This window comes from Wolbachia endosymbiont (group B) of Ablattaria laevigata (assembly GCF_964277395.1).
Lineage (GTDB): Bacteria > Pseudomonadota > Alphaproteobacteria > Rickettsiales > Anaplasmataceae > Wolbachia.
This window is the reverse complement of record NZ_OZ195519.1, coordinates 118,180-137,452: the sequence shown is the minus strand read 5'-3', so window position 1 is coordinate 137,452 and position 19,273 is coordinate 118,180. Positions and strand designations below refer to the sequence as shown.

The following is a 19,273-nucleotide window of genomic DNA, read 5'->3' as shown; positions in this document are numbered from 1 at the left end:
ACTAAGATTTAAATATTATACTTTTTATGCTTCATATAACTGTAATTTTTCCTTTACCTCAAATTAGGTTGTCTAAATTTAGCAAGCTTATAGAATATATTCAATATTCTATATTAAGACCTTCCATATATATCGTCCAATCTTACTATATCATTATCAGATAAAAACTTTCCTACCTGAAACTCAACTATCTCAAGAGGAAATCTTGTACTTTTATTCTCAATTTTATGAAACACCTTCCTTGGAATCTCTATTACATGATTTTTCGTTATAGCATATGTTTTGTCATCTAAACTAACATATCCAACTCCTGATAGTATTATATGGTACTCATCTCTATAGTGGTGAAATTGCTTAGAAGTGCAGCTTAGTGGATTTATAAAAAGATATTTTATAAGAAAATCCTTGCCCATTAAAATCACACTATAAAATCCCCATGGCTTAATCTCTTTCCTTATTGGCTTTACTTCCTTAACTTTATTAATGAACAACATTAGGCTCTTACTTGGCTGTTTATAAACTCTACCTAGTAAATTTTTTGCATCATTTTCTGTCATCAAAACTGGCTCTCTTCCTTTGGTTACAGCTTGAAACGACTCAAAATTCTTATTAAATCTCTTACTTAACTCTAAAACTGAACCCCAAGTGCCAACATCCATCCAATCGAAATTGGCTTCTATCATTACAATATTTTCTGCTTTTTCTATCACTAGGTGATCAATAGATGTATCACCCATTCCTGCACAATTTTGCTGTTCTAAATACAGAAATCTCTCTCGTGGTACAAAATGCTTCATACTTTCACAACATAAATTATAGAGAGTCGGAGCAATTTTTTTTATCTCATCTATATAGCGTTTTGCTTTAAACACAAATATTCCAGAGTTCCAATAATGATTATTGTCCAGCTCATATTCAGGCTTTTCTATAAAGCTCTTTACTATGTGATATTTCCCTTTCTGACCATATACTGCATTTATATAGCCGTATTCCGAATTGAATTCATGAGGCTTTATCCCAAAAGTGACTATAGAGTTAGTTTTAGAGGCTAGCTCAGACGCTTTCTCAATAGAAACATAAAAACTATTCAAATCACCTATAAAATGGTCTGAAGGCAGAACTAAGATTGTCTCGTTCCTATCGCAGAGAAGCACAGCAATTAGTATTGCTGCCGCTGTCCCAATTTTAACTGGTTCAAAAACTACTTTACATTCCTGTAATGCATGTAATTCCTGCATCAATAATGACTCATATTGTATATTTGTGGTAATGATGGGTGGCATATAATCGCCTTTTAGCCTCAACAAAGTGTTGTGAAACATAGTATTCTGACTAAATATTTTCTGAAATTGCTTTGGCTTAGATAGAGGCCAAAGTCTGCTGCCACTACCACCACACAGTATTACAGGGCGCATTTAATTAAGATATTAATTATTTGATTAATATCTTATACTAACGGCAAAATGCATGCAAGTTTTTATTGTGAGATGATTAAAGTAAAAAGTAATTTAAAGTGATGGTTGACTACGAGCGTGATGGAGTCCCTAAATTTTTTGATGAATCTTGTCTTCTTTCTCTCTCTCTATCAATATAAGGAGTGTTGCTTTTTTGATTAACGGCTGCAGCTACTTTTTCATCAGTTTTGTTTTGCAACTTTTCCTTTAAGCTTTCTCCAACACCTAGTTCTCTAGATTTATCTATACTTTCACTATTTTTGCTCAACCCCTTCTCTAAGTTTTTTTCAATATCTGATTTTCTAGCGTTAAGCTCTTTCCATGTACCCGCTATGCTAAGTGGCTTATGATCCTTCTGCTTCGGCTTTGGCCTTTCCCCATTTGTAACAACATTAAAGTCGCTTTTTACTTCTTTCCAACATTCTTTCAATTGGTGTTTCCACATAGTAAGATAAGCATCACCATACTTTTTCTCATTTGCTACAAACAATAAAATTGGAGCCTTAAGTATGGTAGCTCCCATATTCACTAAATTTTTTACTGCCATTGCAGGGGTGAACAAAAGATAGCCAAAAGACTTTGCAATTGGGTTTTGTTCGCTTATTAAATACTCCCCTAACTTTATAGGAAGAGAGGTCAACAATTTAGTACAAACTTTAGCCAAGCTTGTAGCAAAAACGATAGAAACAGATATAAGACTTTTATCTAGCTCTAGATTACCATCCTGATCTCTAATTTCTGAAAAATGGGTGCTTAGCTTCTTGTAATCACTAGCGTATAGTAATTTTCCATTTCTTCCTTTTTCATCTCTATCTTTCTCATCAACTTCTCCCGTTTCATCATTGATGAAGCAACCTTTTTTAGCAAGAAAAGAAGAATTAGTTAATCTAAGTAACTTAGTATCAACCTCAAAGACCGGCAAGTGTTTTTCAAGATCTATTTTTGAAAACTTAAATGGATTATAAAATTTACTATAATCATTAACCTCACGCCTACCTTTACTAACTAAAAAGTCAATAGTAAAGTAAGATTTTTTATCAATTTCCTTAACCAAGGCTAGATCAAATTTGTATTCATTATATATAAGCTGGTACTCTGGATTTCCGTCTTTATCTTTTACAAGCTTGTCATTTTTTTTTACAACTCTCCCAGAATCTACAATCTGATCATAATTTTTTGGATATTGACACTTTCTTCCATCCTCATATATCATTACCTTCCTAAGGTCTTTGACATAAACTTGAGACTCAGATGAACTAAATAGATCCTTCACCTTTAGCGTAAGGTCTATTCCCCACTTTTTCAATGTCTCTAACATATTGCTAAACCAAAATCGCTATAGTTCAATAATAAAACTAGTACACTAATAATATATTAACATAGAACTGGCAACTTTACAAGAAAATATGCCTATAAAAGAAAAAAGTCGTAAAAGCAAGGACTATATAAGTAATGCTTGATAAGTATTTCATGCATGTAATTGTAAAAATCCTTAGAGGTACGCTGTCTATATAATCTTCACACACTACCTGCATTCCAAGAACTGCATGCCAAAAAATGCAAAACACCAGTATAACAAAAAACAAAAGCTCTAGTGGATGATTAATAGCCTGAAATAATTTTTCATTAAAAGATAAAGGGCTATCAACATAAAATGTGCAAGAAAATGAGTAAATAAACCAAGGAAATAAAAATAACAAAATCACCGCAGAAACACGCTGGATCCACCAATGATGTACTGAATTTACAGATTGACTCATATAAATATAAATAAAAAAGCCATAGTAGAAAGAAATAGCATTATTGTTAGTAATATAGCACTTTTTAAAACACTAGCAATTTCTAAATTAAGCCCAGCATCCCACAATAAATGACGAATACCATTAAGAAAATGATACATAAAGCTTACAAAGCATAAGATATAAGCTAATTTAGCAACAGGAGTGAACAATAATGCATTTAAGCACCTTACTATAATTAACTTAGGGGAGTAAACATATAATATAAAATACCAAGAAAGTATGATTAATAAAAGAAATAGCAAGATACCAGTCAATCTATGCATAATAGAAAAAAAACTAGTAACTTGTACTTTATATATTTGTAAATGTGGGGAAAGAGGCCTGTTACTCATAAAATTTCGTTATCGAGAAATTAAAAAATAAAGTAGAAGTAAAGACAGCAGTATAGTACATAATGACACTATTATTTGAAATGGTGAATTACGTACAAAGCCTAAGGAGGTAATCCAGCTGCAGATTCCCCTACTGCTACCTTGTTACGACTTCACCCCAGTCACTGATCCCACTTTAAATAACTCCTTCCTTGCGGTTAGGCCATTAGCTTCGAGTGAAACCAATTCCCATGGCGTGACGGGCAGTGTGTACAAGACCCGAGAACGTATTCACCGTGGCATGCTGATCCACGATTACTAGCGATTCCAACTTCATGTACTCGAGTTGCAGAGTACAATCCGAACTGAGATGTCTTTTAGGGATTAGCTTAGGCTTGCGCACCTTGCAGCCCATTGTAGACACCATTGTAGCACGTGTGTAGCCCACTCCATAAAGGCCATGATGACTTGACATCATCCCCACCTTCCTCCAGCTTATCACTGGCAGTTTCCTTAAAGTACTCAGCATTACCTGATAGCAACTAAGGATGAGGGTTGCGCTCGTTGCGGGACTTAACCCAACATCTCACGACACGAGCTGACGACAGCCATGCAACACTTGTGTAAAATCCGGCCGAACCGACCCTATCCCTTCGAATAGGTATGATTTCCATGTCAAGAAGTGGTAAGGTTTTTCGCGTTGCATCGAATTAAACCACATGCTCCACCGCTTGTGCGGGTCCCCGTCAATTCCTTTGAGTTTTAATCTTGCGACCGTAGTCCCCAGGCGGAATGTTTAACGCGTTAGCTGTAATACAGAAAGTAAACTTCCCATATTTAACATTCATCGTTTACAGCGTGGACTACCAGGGTATCTAATCCTGTTTGCTCCCCACGCCTTCGCGCTTCAGCGTCAGATTTGAACCAGATAGACGCCTTCGCCACTGGTGTTCCTCCTAATATTTACGAATTTTACCTCTACATCAGGAATTCCTCTATCCTCTTTCAATCTCTAGATTAATAGTTTTAAAAGCAATTCCAAGGTTAAGCCTCGGGATTTCACTTTTAACTTATTAACCAGCCTACGCGCCCTTTACGCCCAATAATTCCGAATAACGCTAGCCCTCTCCGTATTACCGCGGCTGCTGGCACGGAGTTAGCCAGGACTTCTTCTGTGAGTACCGTCATTATCTTCCTCACTAAAAGAGCTTTACAACCCAAAGGCCTTCTTCACTCATGCGGCATGGCTGGATCAGGCTTTCGCCCATTGTCCAATATTCCCCACTGCTGCCTCCCGTAGGAGTCTGGACCGTATCTCAGTTCCAGTGTGGCTGATCATCCTCTCAGATCAGCTATAGATCATTGCCTTGGTAGGCTATTACTCCACCAACTAGCTAATCTAATATAGGCTCATCTAATAGCAATAAATTTTTCCCCCGTAGGGCGTATACGGTATTAGTTGCCGTTTCCAACAATTATTCCGTACTACTAGGTAGATTCCTATACATTACTCACCCGTCTGCCACTAAGTTATACCATAGCAAGCTACAGTATAACTCCGTTCGACTTGCATGTGTTAGGCCTGCCGCCAGCGTTCATTCTGAGCCAGGATCAAACTCTCAAATTTAGACTTCAACCTATAAAAGATTGAGGGTACATCGGATAAATCCGACAAAAAATAATTTAGCTTAATACTGCTGTCTTTATTTCTACTTTAGAAATATTTTAATCTCCAACTATTCAAACAACTCTAAGAATATTATTATGTGATATAATCACTATGTCAATATGTTTTTGCAAATCAAAAGCATTAATGTATAAATATATAACTATTTGGAATATTACCATGAAAAAATACATCTTTCTGCTTGCACTCGCGCCAATGTTAGTTGGCATCACATTATACTTATTGCGCAACATTGATAACACAAAACAATCTATAACTGCAGGTGACAAGTTTTACGAAGTATTATTCTTAAAAAAAGATAATAAGTCACTGCTAGAAGAAATAGATTCAAATTGGGAGTATTTAGCAAATTTTGAACGCGCATTCAATCATATCTCAGATTCAATGCCAACAGACACAGCATCTATTATTTATAATGATTTGGCAGACGATAAAGATGCTCCTGATGTTTTGCGTGAGTTAGCACAATACTTAGAAGTAATGAGCTTACTTCACTCCAGCGGTGAAAAAACAAATAGAGATAAAATTAGTAATTTAGAATCAAATGCAGTGTACCCTTATTCAAGCCAAGAAGCTATCGCTATAGTAAAGATACACAGTAACGACATTAAAGGTGCAATTGAAATATTGCATTCATTATTAAATGATAGAGAATGTCCGACTCTAATCAAGGCCAATGCACAAGAATTACTTCGGATATACGAAAACTAAAAAACTTGCTTGCATAACAATTTGGCAGCGCATCTGATGAAATAAAGAACTTTACTTGACAAACCTCCCTATTTTATTATGGCACTAAAAGTAGTTATGACTCAAAATTTGTTTTTGACCTGCAGAATCAATCACAAAATCCAGTAAAAACTTAGGTGTTTATTGGTAGATTACGTAAAATTATAGCGGTTTTTTAATTTTTTCTATACTCAGCCAAGTCACGCTTGTTAGAACATTATTACAGCACCACTTACAGTAATATAGAGTCAAAACTTTACTACTCAGAGGTTCTTTTACCTTTTTTATTTAGTAAGACTTCTCTATATTTATAGTTAATATATCAAAGAATAAACTTCACTCGCAGAATGTCATTCTAGCACTAAAATGACAAAAAGAGGATAAAATCGCAATAGCTATGTATCAAGCACCGTTGTATTTTCTCTATATTTTAGATTACTTTGTTTACCCCCCTCCCTTTACCATTCAGCTACGCAGATAGTTACTACAAACCGTAAAGATGTTTAAAAGAAATCTAATTTTTTATCAACTCATACATTTCATTACCAACTTCACAATAAGGTTCTGCAGTTGGATAAAAATAATCAAAAAAGAAATAATCCTTTAGTATTTCTATGCTGCATCCAGAATTATAGTAAGTATCAAGCCTTCCTTTAAATATCAACAAGAGTATCTTTATACTTTTTCCAAATCACCCTCCCCCAAACTGGTCTACGATGTTTGATAGGTATGCATCTCGATCATTTAACCCTTTGCTCTTATATTTACCAAGCATACTTTTCATTTTAGAATTAAGATCGAATGCTTTTATTTCAAGATCTGCACCTTTCTTCATATAATCTAAATCATTAGCTAATTTTGTATTGAAACTCTGTGTAAGCTTTGCAGCCAGCTCTCTTGCTTTTCGTCTTTATTAAAGCTAGTATCAAACCAACCTCAGTCACATTTGCAACAATCACATGCTTTACACCATATTCATTTAGAACCAAATGCATTACATATTTCACTAACCGCTTTATTTCAATACTTTTTCTGCTTTAACATTGTTATAAGCAGTGGCACCCATAATATTATTTCCTCGATTATAATGAAAAATAAAATCTCCTTTACCTACGTCTGGATGATGTTTAATTACTGCGTTTAGCTGATTAACTAAACGAAATTTATTGAGGAAATAAGAAAAAATAGGGTTAAGAATTTCAGATGCTGTTGCATATAAAATCGCATAGTTATGACCTTACTGTTCATAGTATCGATCAAAAAATGAGCATCTCCATGATGACTTAAATTCTTCTAAACCTAAATACCTTGCTACATATTCAACAACAGTAAGGCCATTGCTAAAAATCCTCCTTAATAAAAAGGGGCATTAAGTTTCACGTTTCTTACAAAGGATAAGTTATTAAAATTTCAATAATTACACCATTATCAGATAAACTATCACCCAGAACACAAAAATTTTTACACTTTGAATTAGAGTTATTCTTTTCATTTGCCATAACATTCAATATCTAATCATACTGCTCTATGAAGCCTATAAAAAAAGAAAAATAGGGTAAAATTATAGAACTTTGGCTGAATTTTACCTATTTTTTGAGCAGCCCTTCTGCCTTAAAAGAAACCTCTAAGTTTTTTAGCACGGCTTGGATGTTTCAACTTACGTAGTGCTTTTGCCTCTATTTGCCTAATTCTTTCACGTGTAACATTAAAAATTTTTCCTACTTCTTCTAAGGTATGCTCCTTTCCATCTTTACCAAGGCCAAAGCGCATCCTTAGAATTCTTTCTTCTTTTGGTGTTAAAGTTGCAAGAACATTGGTCGTAATGCCACGCAAGTCGGCAAGTATTGCAGCATCCTCTGGTTTAGAAACTCGCTTATCTTCTATACAATCACCGAAGGTACTACTATCATCCTTTCCTGTTGGAGCTTCAAGACTTACTGGATCTCTTGCTATTTTCATAACTTTACGTATTCTTTCTATCGGCATTGCCAATTCTATACTTAATTCCTCTAATGTTGGCTCTCTACCCATTCCATGAGTCATCTTTCTTAATGCTTTATTGATTTTACTGATAATTTCCACCATATGAACTGGTATTCTAACTACTTTAGACTGTTCAGGTATTGCCCTAGTTATTGATTGTTTTACCCACCAAGTACCATAAGTCGAAAATTTATATCCACGTTTGTAATCAAACTTATCTACAGCCTTCATAAGACCAATATTGCCTTCTTGTATCAAGTCAAGTAGATCAAGTCCTCTTTTTGAATACTTTTTAGCAATTGAAACCACTAGCCTTAAATTAGCCTTTATCATCTCTTGCTTTGCTTCAGAGACTTCTCGTTCGTGTTTTTGTATTCTCTTGATTAGCTCCTTAAACTCTTGTACTTTATCTCCTTGTACATAACTCTTAATATTTCTTAAGGCACTAGCTATATATTCATAGTTATCGTTTATAAACCTTAAGAATTTATTTTTTAATTCACCTGTAAAAAGGGACTGATTTTCATTCTTCTTTAAAAGACTGATTTCGCTCAATTCGTGCTCTAAAAGCACAGCACAATAAATATTATAGAAACTTTCTCTATCAATATCGTACTTTCTAGCCTCAGTAATAAGATTAGCTTCTTCAAACGTGATTAGTCTATTTATTTCGTAAAGTTTTTGTGTAATTCTGGCAATAGCAGCATCACTAAACTGAATTTGTAATGCTACAGACCATATTTGATTATATAAATTTTCTAGCTCATTAGAGAAATCTTTAGAATTTTTTTTCAATACCAATGCTTCATTTGTTAAAGTAATGATCTCATCCAATGCTGTGATAACCTTTGGCAATAAATCACTTTCCATTTCAAGAACAGAAATGTTTAAATTCGCTGAACTTATATCTTCACTCTCATTTCCCTTTTCATCGTTGCCTTTTTCCTCATCATCAACATAATCTTTAACATCTTCAGCTTCACTTTCTTCTTTGGCTACCATATTGAAATCAGAGTTATAAATTGCATCTAGATTTATCATTTCTCTCAGCAAAAAAGTTCCCCCACTTAAATCATCACGCCATGTTTTGATCATGTTGAATGCCACTGATGTTTCAATTATTGCACGTAACATGTTATGCTTTTCAGATTCAATTTTTTTTGCTATCTTAATTTCATCTGCTCGTGACAAAAGCTTTACAGAGCTCATATCTTGTAAATAAATCCTTACTGGATCATCATTTTGCACTAAAGTTGTAGTAGTATTCAACGATGTCTCATCATCATCAAGCTTATTACCATCATCATTAGAAGGAGCTTCTTCCTCATCTTCACTACTTTCGAGTATGTTAATTCCAGAGTCTTGCAATAAAGCTATAGTATCATCTATAAAACCAGGTGGAAAACTTTCATCTGACAACTTATCATTTATATCATCAAAAGTGATAAAACCGCCCTTTCTTATACTTTTGGTTACAAGATCTTTGATGATCTTTTTCCTATCTTCCGTACCATTAATAGTTGACATCATTACCTTTACAGTTTATAATTTTATTTCTTATTTATCAAATAAACTTACAATTAGCAAGCTTATAGTTTTATTCTTAATTTATAGTTACTTGCTACTTCATATAGTTTAAGATACTGTCAATTTATTCACACTCTTCTTAATCAACTAATCTCTCCATTCTTACTACTATGGACAATCCAACTGAAAATGTTGCAATTCCAACCACTATAGCAGTAAGCATTAAGACGTGAGGTATAGGATTGGTATATAAGTGAAAATTTGAAGTCAATATAGGAGGTAAAGAACTTTTTACATACCCTAAAGATATGTAAAACAACAAAACAGATGCTTGTAAGACACTTAATCCCATCATTTTTTTGATTAAGTTTTTATCATTTACAATGATATAGAAACCTAGCACCATCAATATAGTAATGCCTACATAATTATATAGAGTCATTGTTTTTTCTTGCGAGCAAAATTTATATATATGATTAACATGGAAGAAGAGACGGTAAGCAATACACCCAGCTCCACTAAGAAAATACCCAATTTTTGACCTGTTCTACCATCAGCTGACAATATACTATAGGATAAAAAATTTTGGCCAAATAAAACTGTTATAATACCAGCTCCTCCATAGGTTAAAATACCTAGTACGTTAGTAAATTTGATAATAGAGTAAGGTATTGCTTTTAAAGTTGTAGGTACATCAAATAACATAGAATATAATATTATCCCAGAAGCAATAATTATTCCCGCCTGAAAACCTCCACCTGGAGTATAGTCACCATGAAACTGTATGTATAAACCAAACAAAATGATAAAAGGTATCATCAAAAATGTTACTGCACTTAATACCGGATCTTTAATCACTTTCTTTCTCTTCTAATATTAACATTATACAAAGTGCAGCAGTAAAAACTACTATAGTTTCTCCAAATGTGTCATAGCCACGAAAGCTTGCTAAAACAGCTGTCACTATATTAGGAATACCAATAGCTTTTTCAGTATTTTCTACATAATAAGGAGCAACGTGCAAGTGAACTGGAGCATTATGACTGCCAAAATCTGGTAATTGAATCATAAAGTATGATAAACATGCAGTCAAAAATAACATAAAAAAAAGTGTTGTGGGGCTATGAGATAAATTTGCTTTGTAATTCTTTACCAAAGAGAGTGCTGCAAACGTAAAGACTGTGCTCAATCCTGCACCAACAGAAGCTTCGGTAATTGCAACATCTGGCGCATTCATAATCAAGTACATAAGTGCAATAAGTGAACTAAATACACACATTAGAACAGCACTTACAACCAAATGTTTCGAAAGAACTATAAAAACTGTAACCGTGAGTAACAGCAAAAGTAATATTAGATTCAGTATTTCTAGCATCTTAACCTTCTTTAATAGTCTTTACTTTTATAATAAGTACGCGCTAAAATATAACTGTTAGTTGAATTGGCTATCCATATTATAAAAATCAATAATATAACTTTAATAGTATTGATTGAAAATTCATTTTGCCAAGCAAAACCAATCAACAACAACATTGCGCCACTAGAATCTGCAATACCTGCAGCATGTAGTCTAGTATAGAAATCAGGAAATACTACTACTCCTAAGCTTGAAATGACTATTAAACAAACACCTAAAAATATGAGAATGGATGCTACCATAAATTATCAAAACAACATTAATCTCATTAGCGCTATAGTTGATATAAAGCTGATGCTAGCATATAGTAATGCTATATCAATTAAAAAAAAATCATTCAGAATAATCGATATTGCTGTTATGAGTAAAACTACTTGTGTTGATAAACTATTGAATGCTAAAATCTTATTGTACACATCACTTGACCTAAATACTATACAACATAACATTACACTCATACAGAACAAAAGCGCATAGATAGCAATACTAATCATTTATAAGCTATTATAACCTCTGCAGATTTCTAAATCGGTACTTCTTCACCACTATCTTGATCATCTATTTCATCATCGTGGCTTTCTTGACTTACATCCATACTTGTGTTAAGTTGATGATCAGAAAAATTTAACAAATTTGCTAGCTTACTTGGACTATTAATATAAGTATTATCTGTGTTTCCTTTCATGTGCTCCTTGCACCTTTTCACCAAAAGGTTAAACAACTCATGAGTATTCACCTTCTTTTCTGCTATTTCATATAAAGAAACTATCGTATCCTTATGATCTTTAAACTTAACCATTTCAACGGGATCGCTTGCCCCTGTACTCAAATCATGCGTTCTTTGACTTGCTAGCAGAACCAATTTAAAACGGTTGTGTACCTGTTCTACACACTTTTCTACAATAGACTCAATCATAAAATACTACCTTGATAAACTTTATACTATATCACAAAAAATAAGATGTCAACTTCGGATCTATTGAGATCCAATTCTACATTCTACTTTTTCTTCTTTAGCTTTTACTGATTGATTTTCTGTTATTGTAATTGTTATTTCATGATCAAGCTTTTTCAAAAAACCTAACAGTCTCTCTAAAGAAAAACCACTTGTCTTACCACTTTTAATTTGTGACACCTTTGGTTGATCAATACCAAGTTTCTCAGCCGCACAAGCTTGAGTCCAAGTATTTTTTCCTATAATTTTACTTATTATGCTCAGCAATTTTTTTTTTATTGCTTCACTATCCAGATTGTTTAATGATATTGTTTCCATAATTTTTACTCTCACATACCAACTAGCTTTATTAAATATTATATCATAATATTTAATATACCAATATATTAATATTATATAATTTGTCAATAACTATAATGATATACTGATACTCAAAATTTTAAATTGACTATAATTTTTATCAAAATACTAGTAATTTCAAACTATTATTTTGTAAAAAACTTACTATTAAAGAGAATAAGTTGAAATTGCAAAGTTTAAAATACAGAAATAATCATTTTACAAACTCGTTTTAGAGACTGTACATGATCTCAAGAAAGGAATAAAGCAGGAGATAGAGTATGTAAATTATGAAAACAGAGCAAGATGAGTAGGAGAAAAACTGAGTAGAGTTCTGTAGAAAGAAACAAAATCAAGAAGATTTAGGATATATTTTACATAGTGTTACAGGTCCTAAAAAGTGGCTTCAGTGAATCAACAATGTTTTCAAAATGGCAAGATTATTTTAATAAATGAAGTAAAAAACATAGCGGAAGTAAAGAAAGTGTTTTGAAACATATATAAAAAAGTAATTGCAAAGAAACAAATAAAAGGATGTAACTGTAGAAATCTTTGCCGTATTGTCAAAAGGTAAGTCTCTAATACTCTTATAGAAAAGTGTAGACAATTGTGATAAGCAAAATTCAATACTAGCTTACAAATCGTCTTCTTGCTTCCACCGCTTTGCTTCTAAAAAGATTATGAATAGACCCTTATATCCGAAATTTATACCTCTATATTTTAATATAGGGATTCATTTCAATTTTTAAAGTTTATATTTAATAAGAATGCTATATCATATTCGTAATTTAATTTAAATATCTGTTGCTTCTGAAATACTATTTGGTTAGTAAATAAAATCATGTCTAATACAGAAAAAATGAAAAAGGATGTTGCTGTAATTATGGGAAGCGAGTCGGATTATGGCACTATGGTGCATGCTATTAACCTATTAAAAGAATTGGAAATTTCACATGATGTATTTATAATATCCGCACACAGAACACCAGAGAGACTCTTTAATTTTACTAAGTCTGCTCAAGAAAAAGGCTTTAAGGTTATTATAGCTGGTGCAGGAGGAGCGGCTCATTTACCTGGTATGACTGCATCGCTTACTTATTTACCTGTTATCGGTATTCCTGTGCATAGCAAGCAATTAAATGGGCTAGATAGTCTATTATCTATAGTGCAAATGCCAAAAGGTGTTCCAGTTGCAACAATGTCTATAGGAGAGAGTGGAGCATGCAATGCCGCTATTACTGCTGCATCTATATTGTCGATTTCTAATAGTGAAATTGCAGATAGATTAAAAAAATGGAGAGAGGGGCAAACTAAAGCAGTAAAAGAAAAACCAACATTATAATGGCAATAGTTCTTTTAGATACAAAAACCATAAATCGTATAGCAGCAGGAGAGGTAATAGAAAGGCCTGCAAGTGTGGTAAAGGAATTAGTGGAAAATGCAATAGATGCCAGAAGCTCAGAGATAGAAATTAAGATAGAAAGTGGTGGGCGTAACCTCATTACTGTAATCGATGATGGTAGCGGAGTAAAAAAGGATGATTTAGAACTTGCGTTTATGCGCCATGCTACTTCAAAATTGAGTGACAGTGAATTGATAGAGATCAAGCATCTTGGCTTTAGAGGAGAAGCTTTGCCTTCAATTGCAGCAGTAAGCAGAATAAAATTATCATCTAAGGCAAGCAAAGCAGATCAAGCATGGTCTATAAGGTATGAGGGGGGAGAAAAAATAGGAGAGCTTGTTCCTTATCCTTTATCGATAGGAACATATATTGAAGTACGAGATTTATTTTTTGCCACACCAAATAGACTAAAATTTCTCAAAACCGAAAGGGCAGAAACACAAAGCATTGTTGATATTGTAAACAACTTAGCAATGATCAATTATGGAATTGAGTTTACTCTTATCTCCGATAATAAGAAGCTTCTTAAGTATGCTAAGCAGACCTCATTATTTAGCAGGCTATGCGAAGTAGAAGAAGAATTTCATGAAAACTCTTTGCAAATTAGTGAAGAAGAAGATGGCATTAGACTTACAGGATACATCTGTAAACCTACTGTCAATCGTAGCAATTCAACTCAGATCTATACATTTGTTAATGGTAGACCAATTAAAGATAATCTACTTATTGGTGCAATTCGTTATGCGTATCACGACCTTATTCCAAGCAATAGATATCCTTTTGCAGCGCTGCACTTAGAGATACCGTATGATCAAGTTGATGTAAATGTGCATCCAAATAAATCAGAGGTAAGGTTTCAGAACAAGAGGCTAATATATGAAATAGTGAGAAGAGGGCTAATAAAAGTGCTATCAAAGAGAATAGATCTTGCAGAAACTGTATTGGCCCAGAATGGAACAACAACGAATCATCTATCATCAGATCCTTTTAGTAGGTCTAGTCTTAAAAATGAATTTTATGGAAGAAGGTCGGATCCTTTTGAAAACCAGTTAATGAGAGAATTTACTTCTCCAAATATAGAGATAAAAAGCTTATCAGAACATTCAAAATCGTTTGATTATACTGGTATGCAAAAATCTCCTCCACGAGCAGAAACTACAATTTTGGAAAGGAAACAAACCGATCTAATAAGGGACTATCCACTTGGGTTTGCACACTGTCAAATCTACAATACTTATATTATTGCCGAGGTAAGAGACAAACTAATTATAGTAGATCAGCATGCAGCCCATGAAAGACTAGTATACGAGTGCTTAAAGGAGAAATCAAGTATAAAAAGACAAAAACTTCTTTTGCCTGAAATGGTTGAAATCAAAAGTCAAGCCGGTATGGAAATGATAGAAGTTTATAAGGATAAGCTTTTCGAAATGGGCTTTGATATCGAAATTAAATCAGAAAATGCGATCATAGTAAAAGAAATACCTGCAATCTTAGGGTCAATAGATGTGAAGAAAATGCTAATTGATATAGTGGATAGATTAATAGAAATAGAAGATACTCTACCTATAGAGGATAAAATAAATAAAATACTAGCTACAATTGCTTGTCATGGATCAATTAGAGCAGGTAGAAAGATGAAATTAGAGGAGATGAATGAGTTGTTGAGGCAAATAGAAAAAACACCATATTCTGGACAATGCAATCACGGAAGACCAACCTATATAGAAATGAAATTAAGCGATATTGAAAAGTTATTTGAGCGAAGGTGAGAAGTTATCACAAATATGTATAGATTATACAACCCTAGTTTCGTCATCTCAAAACTCAGATACACAATTGTTTGAACATTGCAATTTGCAGGTAATTTGCATAGTAGATAATGTCATTCCATCACTTGACAATGATTTATTACGCAGCTACTTGATTAAAATTAAGTTTCCTAAATCCCAGGCATTGTCTTTTATGTTAATAATTAATATACAACTAAAAATACTTATCAAAAACGACAATAAAGAGTTTAAAAAAAGCCAGAAAATTCTATAGAATCAACCGTACTATATAGAGAAAAGAAAGTGTATGATAATATTCTTCGTTTCAATTTGCAAACAAAATAGTTTTGCATTTTTCGATAAGATTAAGTAATATCAGCGTATTAGTTATACAATTAATAATTTTTATGGATGAGCGTAATCCTTGGAATCTTGGAAAGAAACCGTCAGGTCCAAGTAATGAAGATATTTTAAGTAAAGCTGTGTCTGATATAAGATGCTTTTTTAATGGCTTAACCAGAAATAGAGGGAAAAAACCTTATTTCATCATTTTCATTGTTTTGTTGTTTTATTTTTGTACTGGTTTCTATATTGTCCATCCGAGTGAGGAAGGTATAGAACTTACTTTTGGCAAATATTCCAATACAGAAACATCTGGTTTGCGTTATCACTTTCCCTACCCTATTGGTAAGGTTTTTAAAGTAAATGTTAAAGAAGTAAATCGTGAAGAAATTGGGATAAGCAGCTCTTATGGGCGAGATACAGATCGTGGTGAAGGAGTGATGCTTACCGGAGATGAGAACATAGTCAACGTTAACTTTGAGGTCCAATGGAGAGTCAGGGATGCTAAAGATTATTTATTCAAAGTGCGGGATTATAAACCTGGTTTTAGCGTTAAAAATGCTGCTGAAAGTGCTATGAGAGAAATAATAGGTAAGAATACGATCTCTTTTGCACTCGAAGGTCAAGGCAGAGCTGAAATTTCCAGAGATACTATAATTTTATTGCAACAGATTCTTGATGGATATCAAATGGGTATAGAGATTTTATCCGTTCAAATGAAAAAAATTGATCCACCAGAAAAGGTGATTAGCTCATTTAGGGATGTACAAAGTGCTCGCGCAGATAAGGAGCGTACCATAAACGAAGCATACGCTTACAGTAATGATATTATACCTCGTGCAAAAGGTGAAGCAATAAAGATAAAATTAGATGCAGAAGCATACGAGAATGAAATAATAAATGAAGCAAAAGGTAATGCAAATCGCTTTTTATCTCTTTACGAAGAATATAGACAAAATCCTTCTCTTGTTAAGAATCGTATTTATCTTGAAACTATGGAAAATATTTTCAGCAAGGTAGATAAGTTTGTTATAACAGACGATCTGAAAGGTATGTTCTCTTATTTACCTCTTACAAATTTAGGAAAATAGCCATGAGTAGTAATATAAAAATTGTTTTTGCTTTTATATTTGTTGTATTATTGATTGCCTTATCTAATTCAATCTTCGTTGTTCAAGAAACAAAACAAGCAATAGTTATACAACTCGGTAAAGTCGTAAAAGATGTTAGGGACAGTGGTTTATATTTTAAATTGCCATTTATAAATAACGTAGAATTTCTTGATAAGAGAATTTTAGATTTAAGTCCTGATAAAACTCCAAGGGAAGTGATAACTGCAGATCAAAAGCGTATTATAGTAGATGCTTATGCAAAATATAAAATAATAGATCCTATCACTTTTTATCAAACTGTGAAAAATGAATCAGGGCTAGTTAGAAGATTATATCCTGTCATAGAAGCTCACATAAGGGAGAATATAGGAAGATTTTCATTAATTAGTTTGTTGAATGAAAAGAGATCAGAAGTTATGCAATTAATTCAACGTGGAGTTTATTCTGAAGCTGGAAAATTTGGCATAGAAATAATAGATGTAAGAATTAAGAGAGCAGATCTACCAGAAGAAAATAGTTCTGCAATATTCCGCCGCATGCAAACTGAAAGAGAAAAGGAAGCAAAAGAAATTAGAGCAGAAGGAGAACAAGCTGGACAAGAAATTAGATCAAAAGCTGATAAATTAAAAAGGGGAATTGTCTCTAGTGCAGTAAAAGAATCACATGAAATAAGAGGCCGTGGTTATGCTGAAGCAACTAGAATCTATAATGAGGCATTCAAGGTTGATGAAGAGTTTTTTAACTTTTATCGCTCTATGAAAGCTTATAGTAAATCATTTGCTAAGGATAATACTAAATTTGTGCTTTCACCAAATAATAATTTCTTAGATATTTTGAACAAGGGATGGAAATAGTTTATGAAAAGTAAAGCATTTATTTTATCTATATTTGCATATTTTTTAATTTCATTTTCTTCATATGCTAATCTGTTTGCAAAAACAGTTGCAGATCCTGTATGTAGTTGTAATAAAGGGCTTGCTGATATAGTGGAAGAACTTATTCCCGCAGTTGTAAATATTTCAAGTGAGCAAATAGTTAAGCAAGAAAATAACAGTAGAACTAAAATTCCCTTTACGCCAAGAAATAATTTCTTTGATGACTTTAGAGAATTTTTCGAGCATTTTGATCAATTTTTCGATAGAGCTCCTAGCATTAATAGAGAAGTGACGTTACTTGGGTCTGGATTTATTATAGATAAAAGTGGAACCATAGTAACCAACTATCACGTTATTAAAAATGCCCAAGATATTACAGTTACTATGAACGATAATACTTATTTCAAAGCAGAAGTTTTAGGCTATGATGCAAAAACTGATCTTGCTGTGCTTAAGATTAATTCTGATAAAGATCTTCCTTTTGTTGAATTTGGTAATTCTGATAAAGCAAGAGTTGGTGATACAGTTATTGCAATAGGCAACCCTTTTGGTTTGGGTGGCTCTGTAAGTACAGGAATTGTGTCTGCAAGATCTAGAGACATTAGTATTGGTACTATGAATGAATTTATTCAAACTGATGCTGCAATTAATAGAGGTAACTCAGGGGGACCACTATTTCATCTAAATGGAAAAGTTATAGGTATTAATACTGCTATTTATTCCCCATCTGAGTCTGGCGGTAACGTGGGTATAGGCTTTGCTATACCATCTAATCTAGCTATTTCAATTATTGATACATTAAAAAGTGGTAAAAAAATAAAACATGGTTGGCTTGGCGTGCAAGTTCAGCCTATAACAAAAGAATTTGCTGAATCCTTGAGTTTAAAAGATATCAAAGGTGCATTAGTTGCAAGCGTAGTAAAGGGCAGTCCTGCAGAGAAAGGAGGAATCAAAGTAGGTGATATACTATTAGAGTTTGACGGCAAAAAAATTGATAGAATGACGCAATTACCTCATATGGTTTCACGAACTGAGCCCGGAAAGAAAGTACAGGTTAAGTTACTTAGAAAAGGTAAAGAAGTCAATATCAAGGTTGCAATCGAGGAATCTACAAATGATGATTCAGGTAATAATCAAGAAGAAAATAAATCAACATCTAGTTATATAAGTGGTTTAACCGTTTCAAATTTGCCAAAAGAACTAAAAAAAAATGCACCCACAAAGGGTGTAGTAGTTACTAGTGTAGATAGTAGTAGTAATTCTACACTACGTGTTATTAAGAAAGGTGATATAATTATTCAACTAGATGGAATCGATATTGAAAATACTAATGATTTTCAAAAACAAATTGATTCAGCAGTAAAGAAAGACGGCAAAGATTCAGTAATGTTGCTTATTTACCGCAATGGAAACCAGTTTTTTACTTCAATCAAATTGAAGAAGTAGCTATTTATCTAGCTGGTCATGAAAAAATTGCTTGACAAATTTAACTAGCTTCTTTACCCTAAGGGTGAGGGCTTTTCTGTAGATTAATAAAATTTATCCCTATACTGAAAACGTTTCCAACGA

Annotated in this window: 20 protein-coding genes and 1 rRNA gene; 6 read left to right on the top strand and 15 right to left on the bottom strand. The window is 33.1% G+C overall.

Annotated features, from left to right (window positions below):
* Positions 1-113: 113 nt before the first annotated feature.
* The 5 genes from ACICP1_RS00745 to ACICP1_RS00725 all read right to left on the bottom strand — a co-directional run bounded on the left by ACICP1_RS00745 (position 114) and on the right by ACICP1_RS00725 (position 5,194).
* A complete protein-coding gene (locus tag ACICP1_RS00745) occupies positions 114-1,415 on the bottom strand; it encodes a sugar phosphate nucleotidyltransferase (RefSeq protein ID WP_395460896.1) in 1,302 nt (433 codons plus the stop codon).
* A gap of 109 nt (positions 1,416-1,524) precedes the next feature.
* The gene (locus ACICP1_RS00740; RefSeq protein WP_264374557.1) at positions 1,525-2,772 is read right to left on the bottom strand and encodes a hypothetical protein; all 1,248 of its coding nucleotides are present in this window, start codon (positions 2,770-2,772) and stop codon (positions 1,525-1,527) included.
* Between the two features lie 76 nt (positions 2,773-2,848).
* Entirely contained in the window at positions 2,849-3,214 is a 366-nt protein-coding gene (gene sdhD, locus ACICP1_RS00735) for a succinate dehydrogenase, hydrophobic membrane anchor protein (RefSeq protein WP_010407127.1), read from the bottom strand.
* Positions 3,211-3,588, bottom strand: a complete 378-nt coding sequence (gene sdhC, locus ACICP1_RS00730; RefSeq protein WP_010407125.1) for a succinate dehydrogenase, cytochrome b556 subunit — start codon at positions 3,586-3,588, stop codon at positions 3,211-3,213. Before sdhC ends, sdhD begins: the two co-directional genes overlap by 4 nt.
* Positions 3,589-3,690: 102 nt before the next feature.
* Positions 3,691-5,194, bottom strand: a 16S ribosomal RNA gene (locus ACICP1_RS00725).
* 153 nt (positions 5,195-5,347) lie between these two features.
* Here ACICP1_RS00725 and ACICP1_RS00720 point away from each other — a divergent pair.
* Complete coding sequence (locus tag ACICP1_RS00720; protein WP_029237695.1) at positions 5,348-5,965, top strand: hypothetical protein; 618 nt, start codon at positions 5,348-5,350, stop codon at positions 5,963-5,965.
* Positions 5,966-6,497: 532 nt separating this feature from the next.
* Here ACICP1_RS00720 and ACICP1_RS00715 read toward each other — a convergent pair.
* The 10 genes from ACICP1_RS00715 to ACICP1_RS00670 form a co-directional block, all read right to left on the bottom strand.
* Positions 6,498-6,650, bottom strand: a complete 153-nt coding sequence (locus tag ACICP1_RS00715) for a GDSL family lipase (protein ID WP_226079291.1) — start codon at positions 6,648-6,650, stop codon at positions 6,498-6,500.
* A gap of 24 nt (positions 6,651-6,674) precedes the next feature.
* Complete coding sequence (locus ACICP1_RS00710) at positions 6,675-6,818, bottom strand: hypothetical protein (RefSeq protein ID WP_029237693.1); 144 nt, start codon at positions 6,816-6,818, stop codon at positions 6,675-6,677.
* Between the two features lie 776 nt (positions 6,819-7,594).
* The gene (rpoD, locus tag ACICP1_RS00705; RefSeq protein ID WP_395461297.1) at positions 7,595-9,493 is read right to left on the bottom strand and encodes an RNA polymerase sigma factor RpoD; all 1,899 of its coding nucleotides are present in this window, start codon (positions 9,491-9,493) and stop codon (positions 7,595-7,597) included.
* A 139-nt stretch (positions 9,494-9,632) separates the two neighbouring features.
* Positions 9,633-9,935 (bottom strand): cation:proton antiporter subunit C, encoded by a 303-nt coding sequence (locus tag ACICP1_RS00700; RefSeq protein WP_010404276.1) that lies wholly within the window; start codon positions 9,933-9,935, stop codon positions 9,633-9,635.
* Positions 9,932-10,351, bottom strand: coding sequence for a Na(+)/H(+) antiporter subunit B (locus ACICP1_RS00695; RefSeq protein ID WP_264682594.1), 420 nt, complete (start codon positions 10,349-10,351; stop codon positions 9,932-9,934). Before ACICP1_RS00695 ends, ACICP1_RS00700 begins: the two co-directional genes overlap by 4 nt.
* Positions 10,344-10,868 (bottom strand): DUF4040 domain-containing protein, encoded by a 525-nt coding sequence (locus ACICP1_RS00690; RefSeq protein ID WP_010404272.1) that lies wholly within the window; start codon positions 10,866-10,868, stop codon positions 10,344-10,346. Before ACICP1_RS00690 ends, ACICP1_RS00695 begins: the two co-directional genes overlap by 8 nt.
* Positions 10,869-10,879: 11 nt before the next feature.
* Positions 10,880-11,152 carry a monovalent cation/H(+) antiporter subunit G gene (mnhG, locus tag ACICP1_RS00685; protein WP_395460895.1) on the bottom strand — a complete coding sequence of 91 codons (273 nt, stop codon included), beginning with the start codon at positions 11,150-11,152 and terminating at the stop codon, positions 10,880-10,882.
* 6 nt (positions 11,153-11,158) lie between these two features.
* Positions 11,159-11,404, bottom strand: coding sequence for a monovalent cation/H+ antiporter complex subunit F (locus ACICP1_RS00680; protein ID WP_319606842.1), 246 nt, complete (start codon positions 11,402-11,404; stop codon positions 11,159-11,161).
* Positions 11,405-11,433: 29 nt separating this feature from the next.
* Positions 11,434-11,826, bottom strand: coding sequence for a DNA-directed RNA polymerase subunit omega (gene rpoZ, locus ACICP1_RS00675; protein ID WP_395460894.1), 393 nt, complete (start codon positions 11,824-11,826; stop codon positions 11,434-11,436).
* Between the two features lie 60 nt (positions 11,827-11,886).
* Positions 11,887-12,183 carry a helix-turn-helix domain-containing protein gene (locus ACICP1_RS00670; RefSeq protein ID WP_064085421.1) on the bottom strand — a complete coding sequence of 99 codons (297 nt, stop codon included), beginning with the start codon at positions 12,181-12,183 and terminating at the stop codon, positions 11,887-11,889.
* A gap of 862 nt (positions 12,184-13,045) precedes the next feature.
* Between ACICP1_RS00670 and purE the strand changes: the two genes are divergently transcribed.
* From purE to ACICP1_RS00645, 5 genes are all read left to right on the top strand, one after another.
* Positions 13,046-13,546 (top strand): 5-(carboxyamino)imidazole ribonucleotide mutase, encoded by a 501-nt coding sequence (purE, locus tag ACICP1_RS00665; protein ID WP_007302433.1) that lies wholly within the window; start codon positions 13,046-13,048, stop codon positions 13,544-13,546.
* Positions 13,546-15,375: a DNA mismatch repair endonuclease MutL gene (gene mutL, locus ACICP1_RS00660; protein WP_353278868.1), complete on the top strand. Its 1,830-nt coding sequence runs from the start codon at positions 13,546-13,548 to the stop codon at positions 15,373-15,375. The genes purE and mutL overlap by 1 nt, the downstream gene beginning before the upstream one ends.
* A gap of 407 nt (positions 15,376-15,782) precedes the next feature.
* Positions 15,783-16,808 carry an FtsH protease activity modulator HflK gene (gene hflK / locus ACICP1_RS00655; protein WP_264682589.1) on the top strand — a complete coding sequence of 342 codons (1,026 nt, stop codon included), beginning with the start codon at positions 15,783-15,785 and terminating at the stop codon, positions 16,806-16,808.
* A 2-nt stretch (positions 16,809-16,810) separates the two neighbouring features.
* Positions 16,811-17,683 carry a protease modulator HflC gene (hflC, locus tag ACICP1_RS00650; protein ID WP_264374549.1) on the top strand — a complete coding sequence of 291 codons (873 nt, stop codon included), beginning with the start codon at positions 16,811-16,813 and terminating at the stop codon, positions 17,681-17,683.
* Between the two features lie 3 nt (positions 17,684-17,686).
* Positions 17,687-19,150: a DegQ family serine endoprotease gene (locus ACICP1_RS00645; protein WP_264375972.1), complete on the top strand. Its 1,464-nt coding sequence runs from the start codon at positions 17,687-17,689 to the stop codon at positions 19,148-19,150.
* The last annotated feature ends 123 nt before the right edge of the window (positions 19,151-19,273 follow it).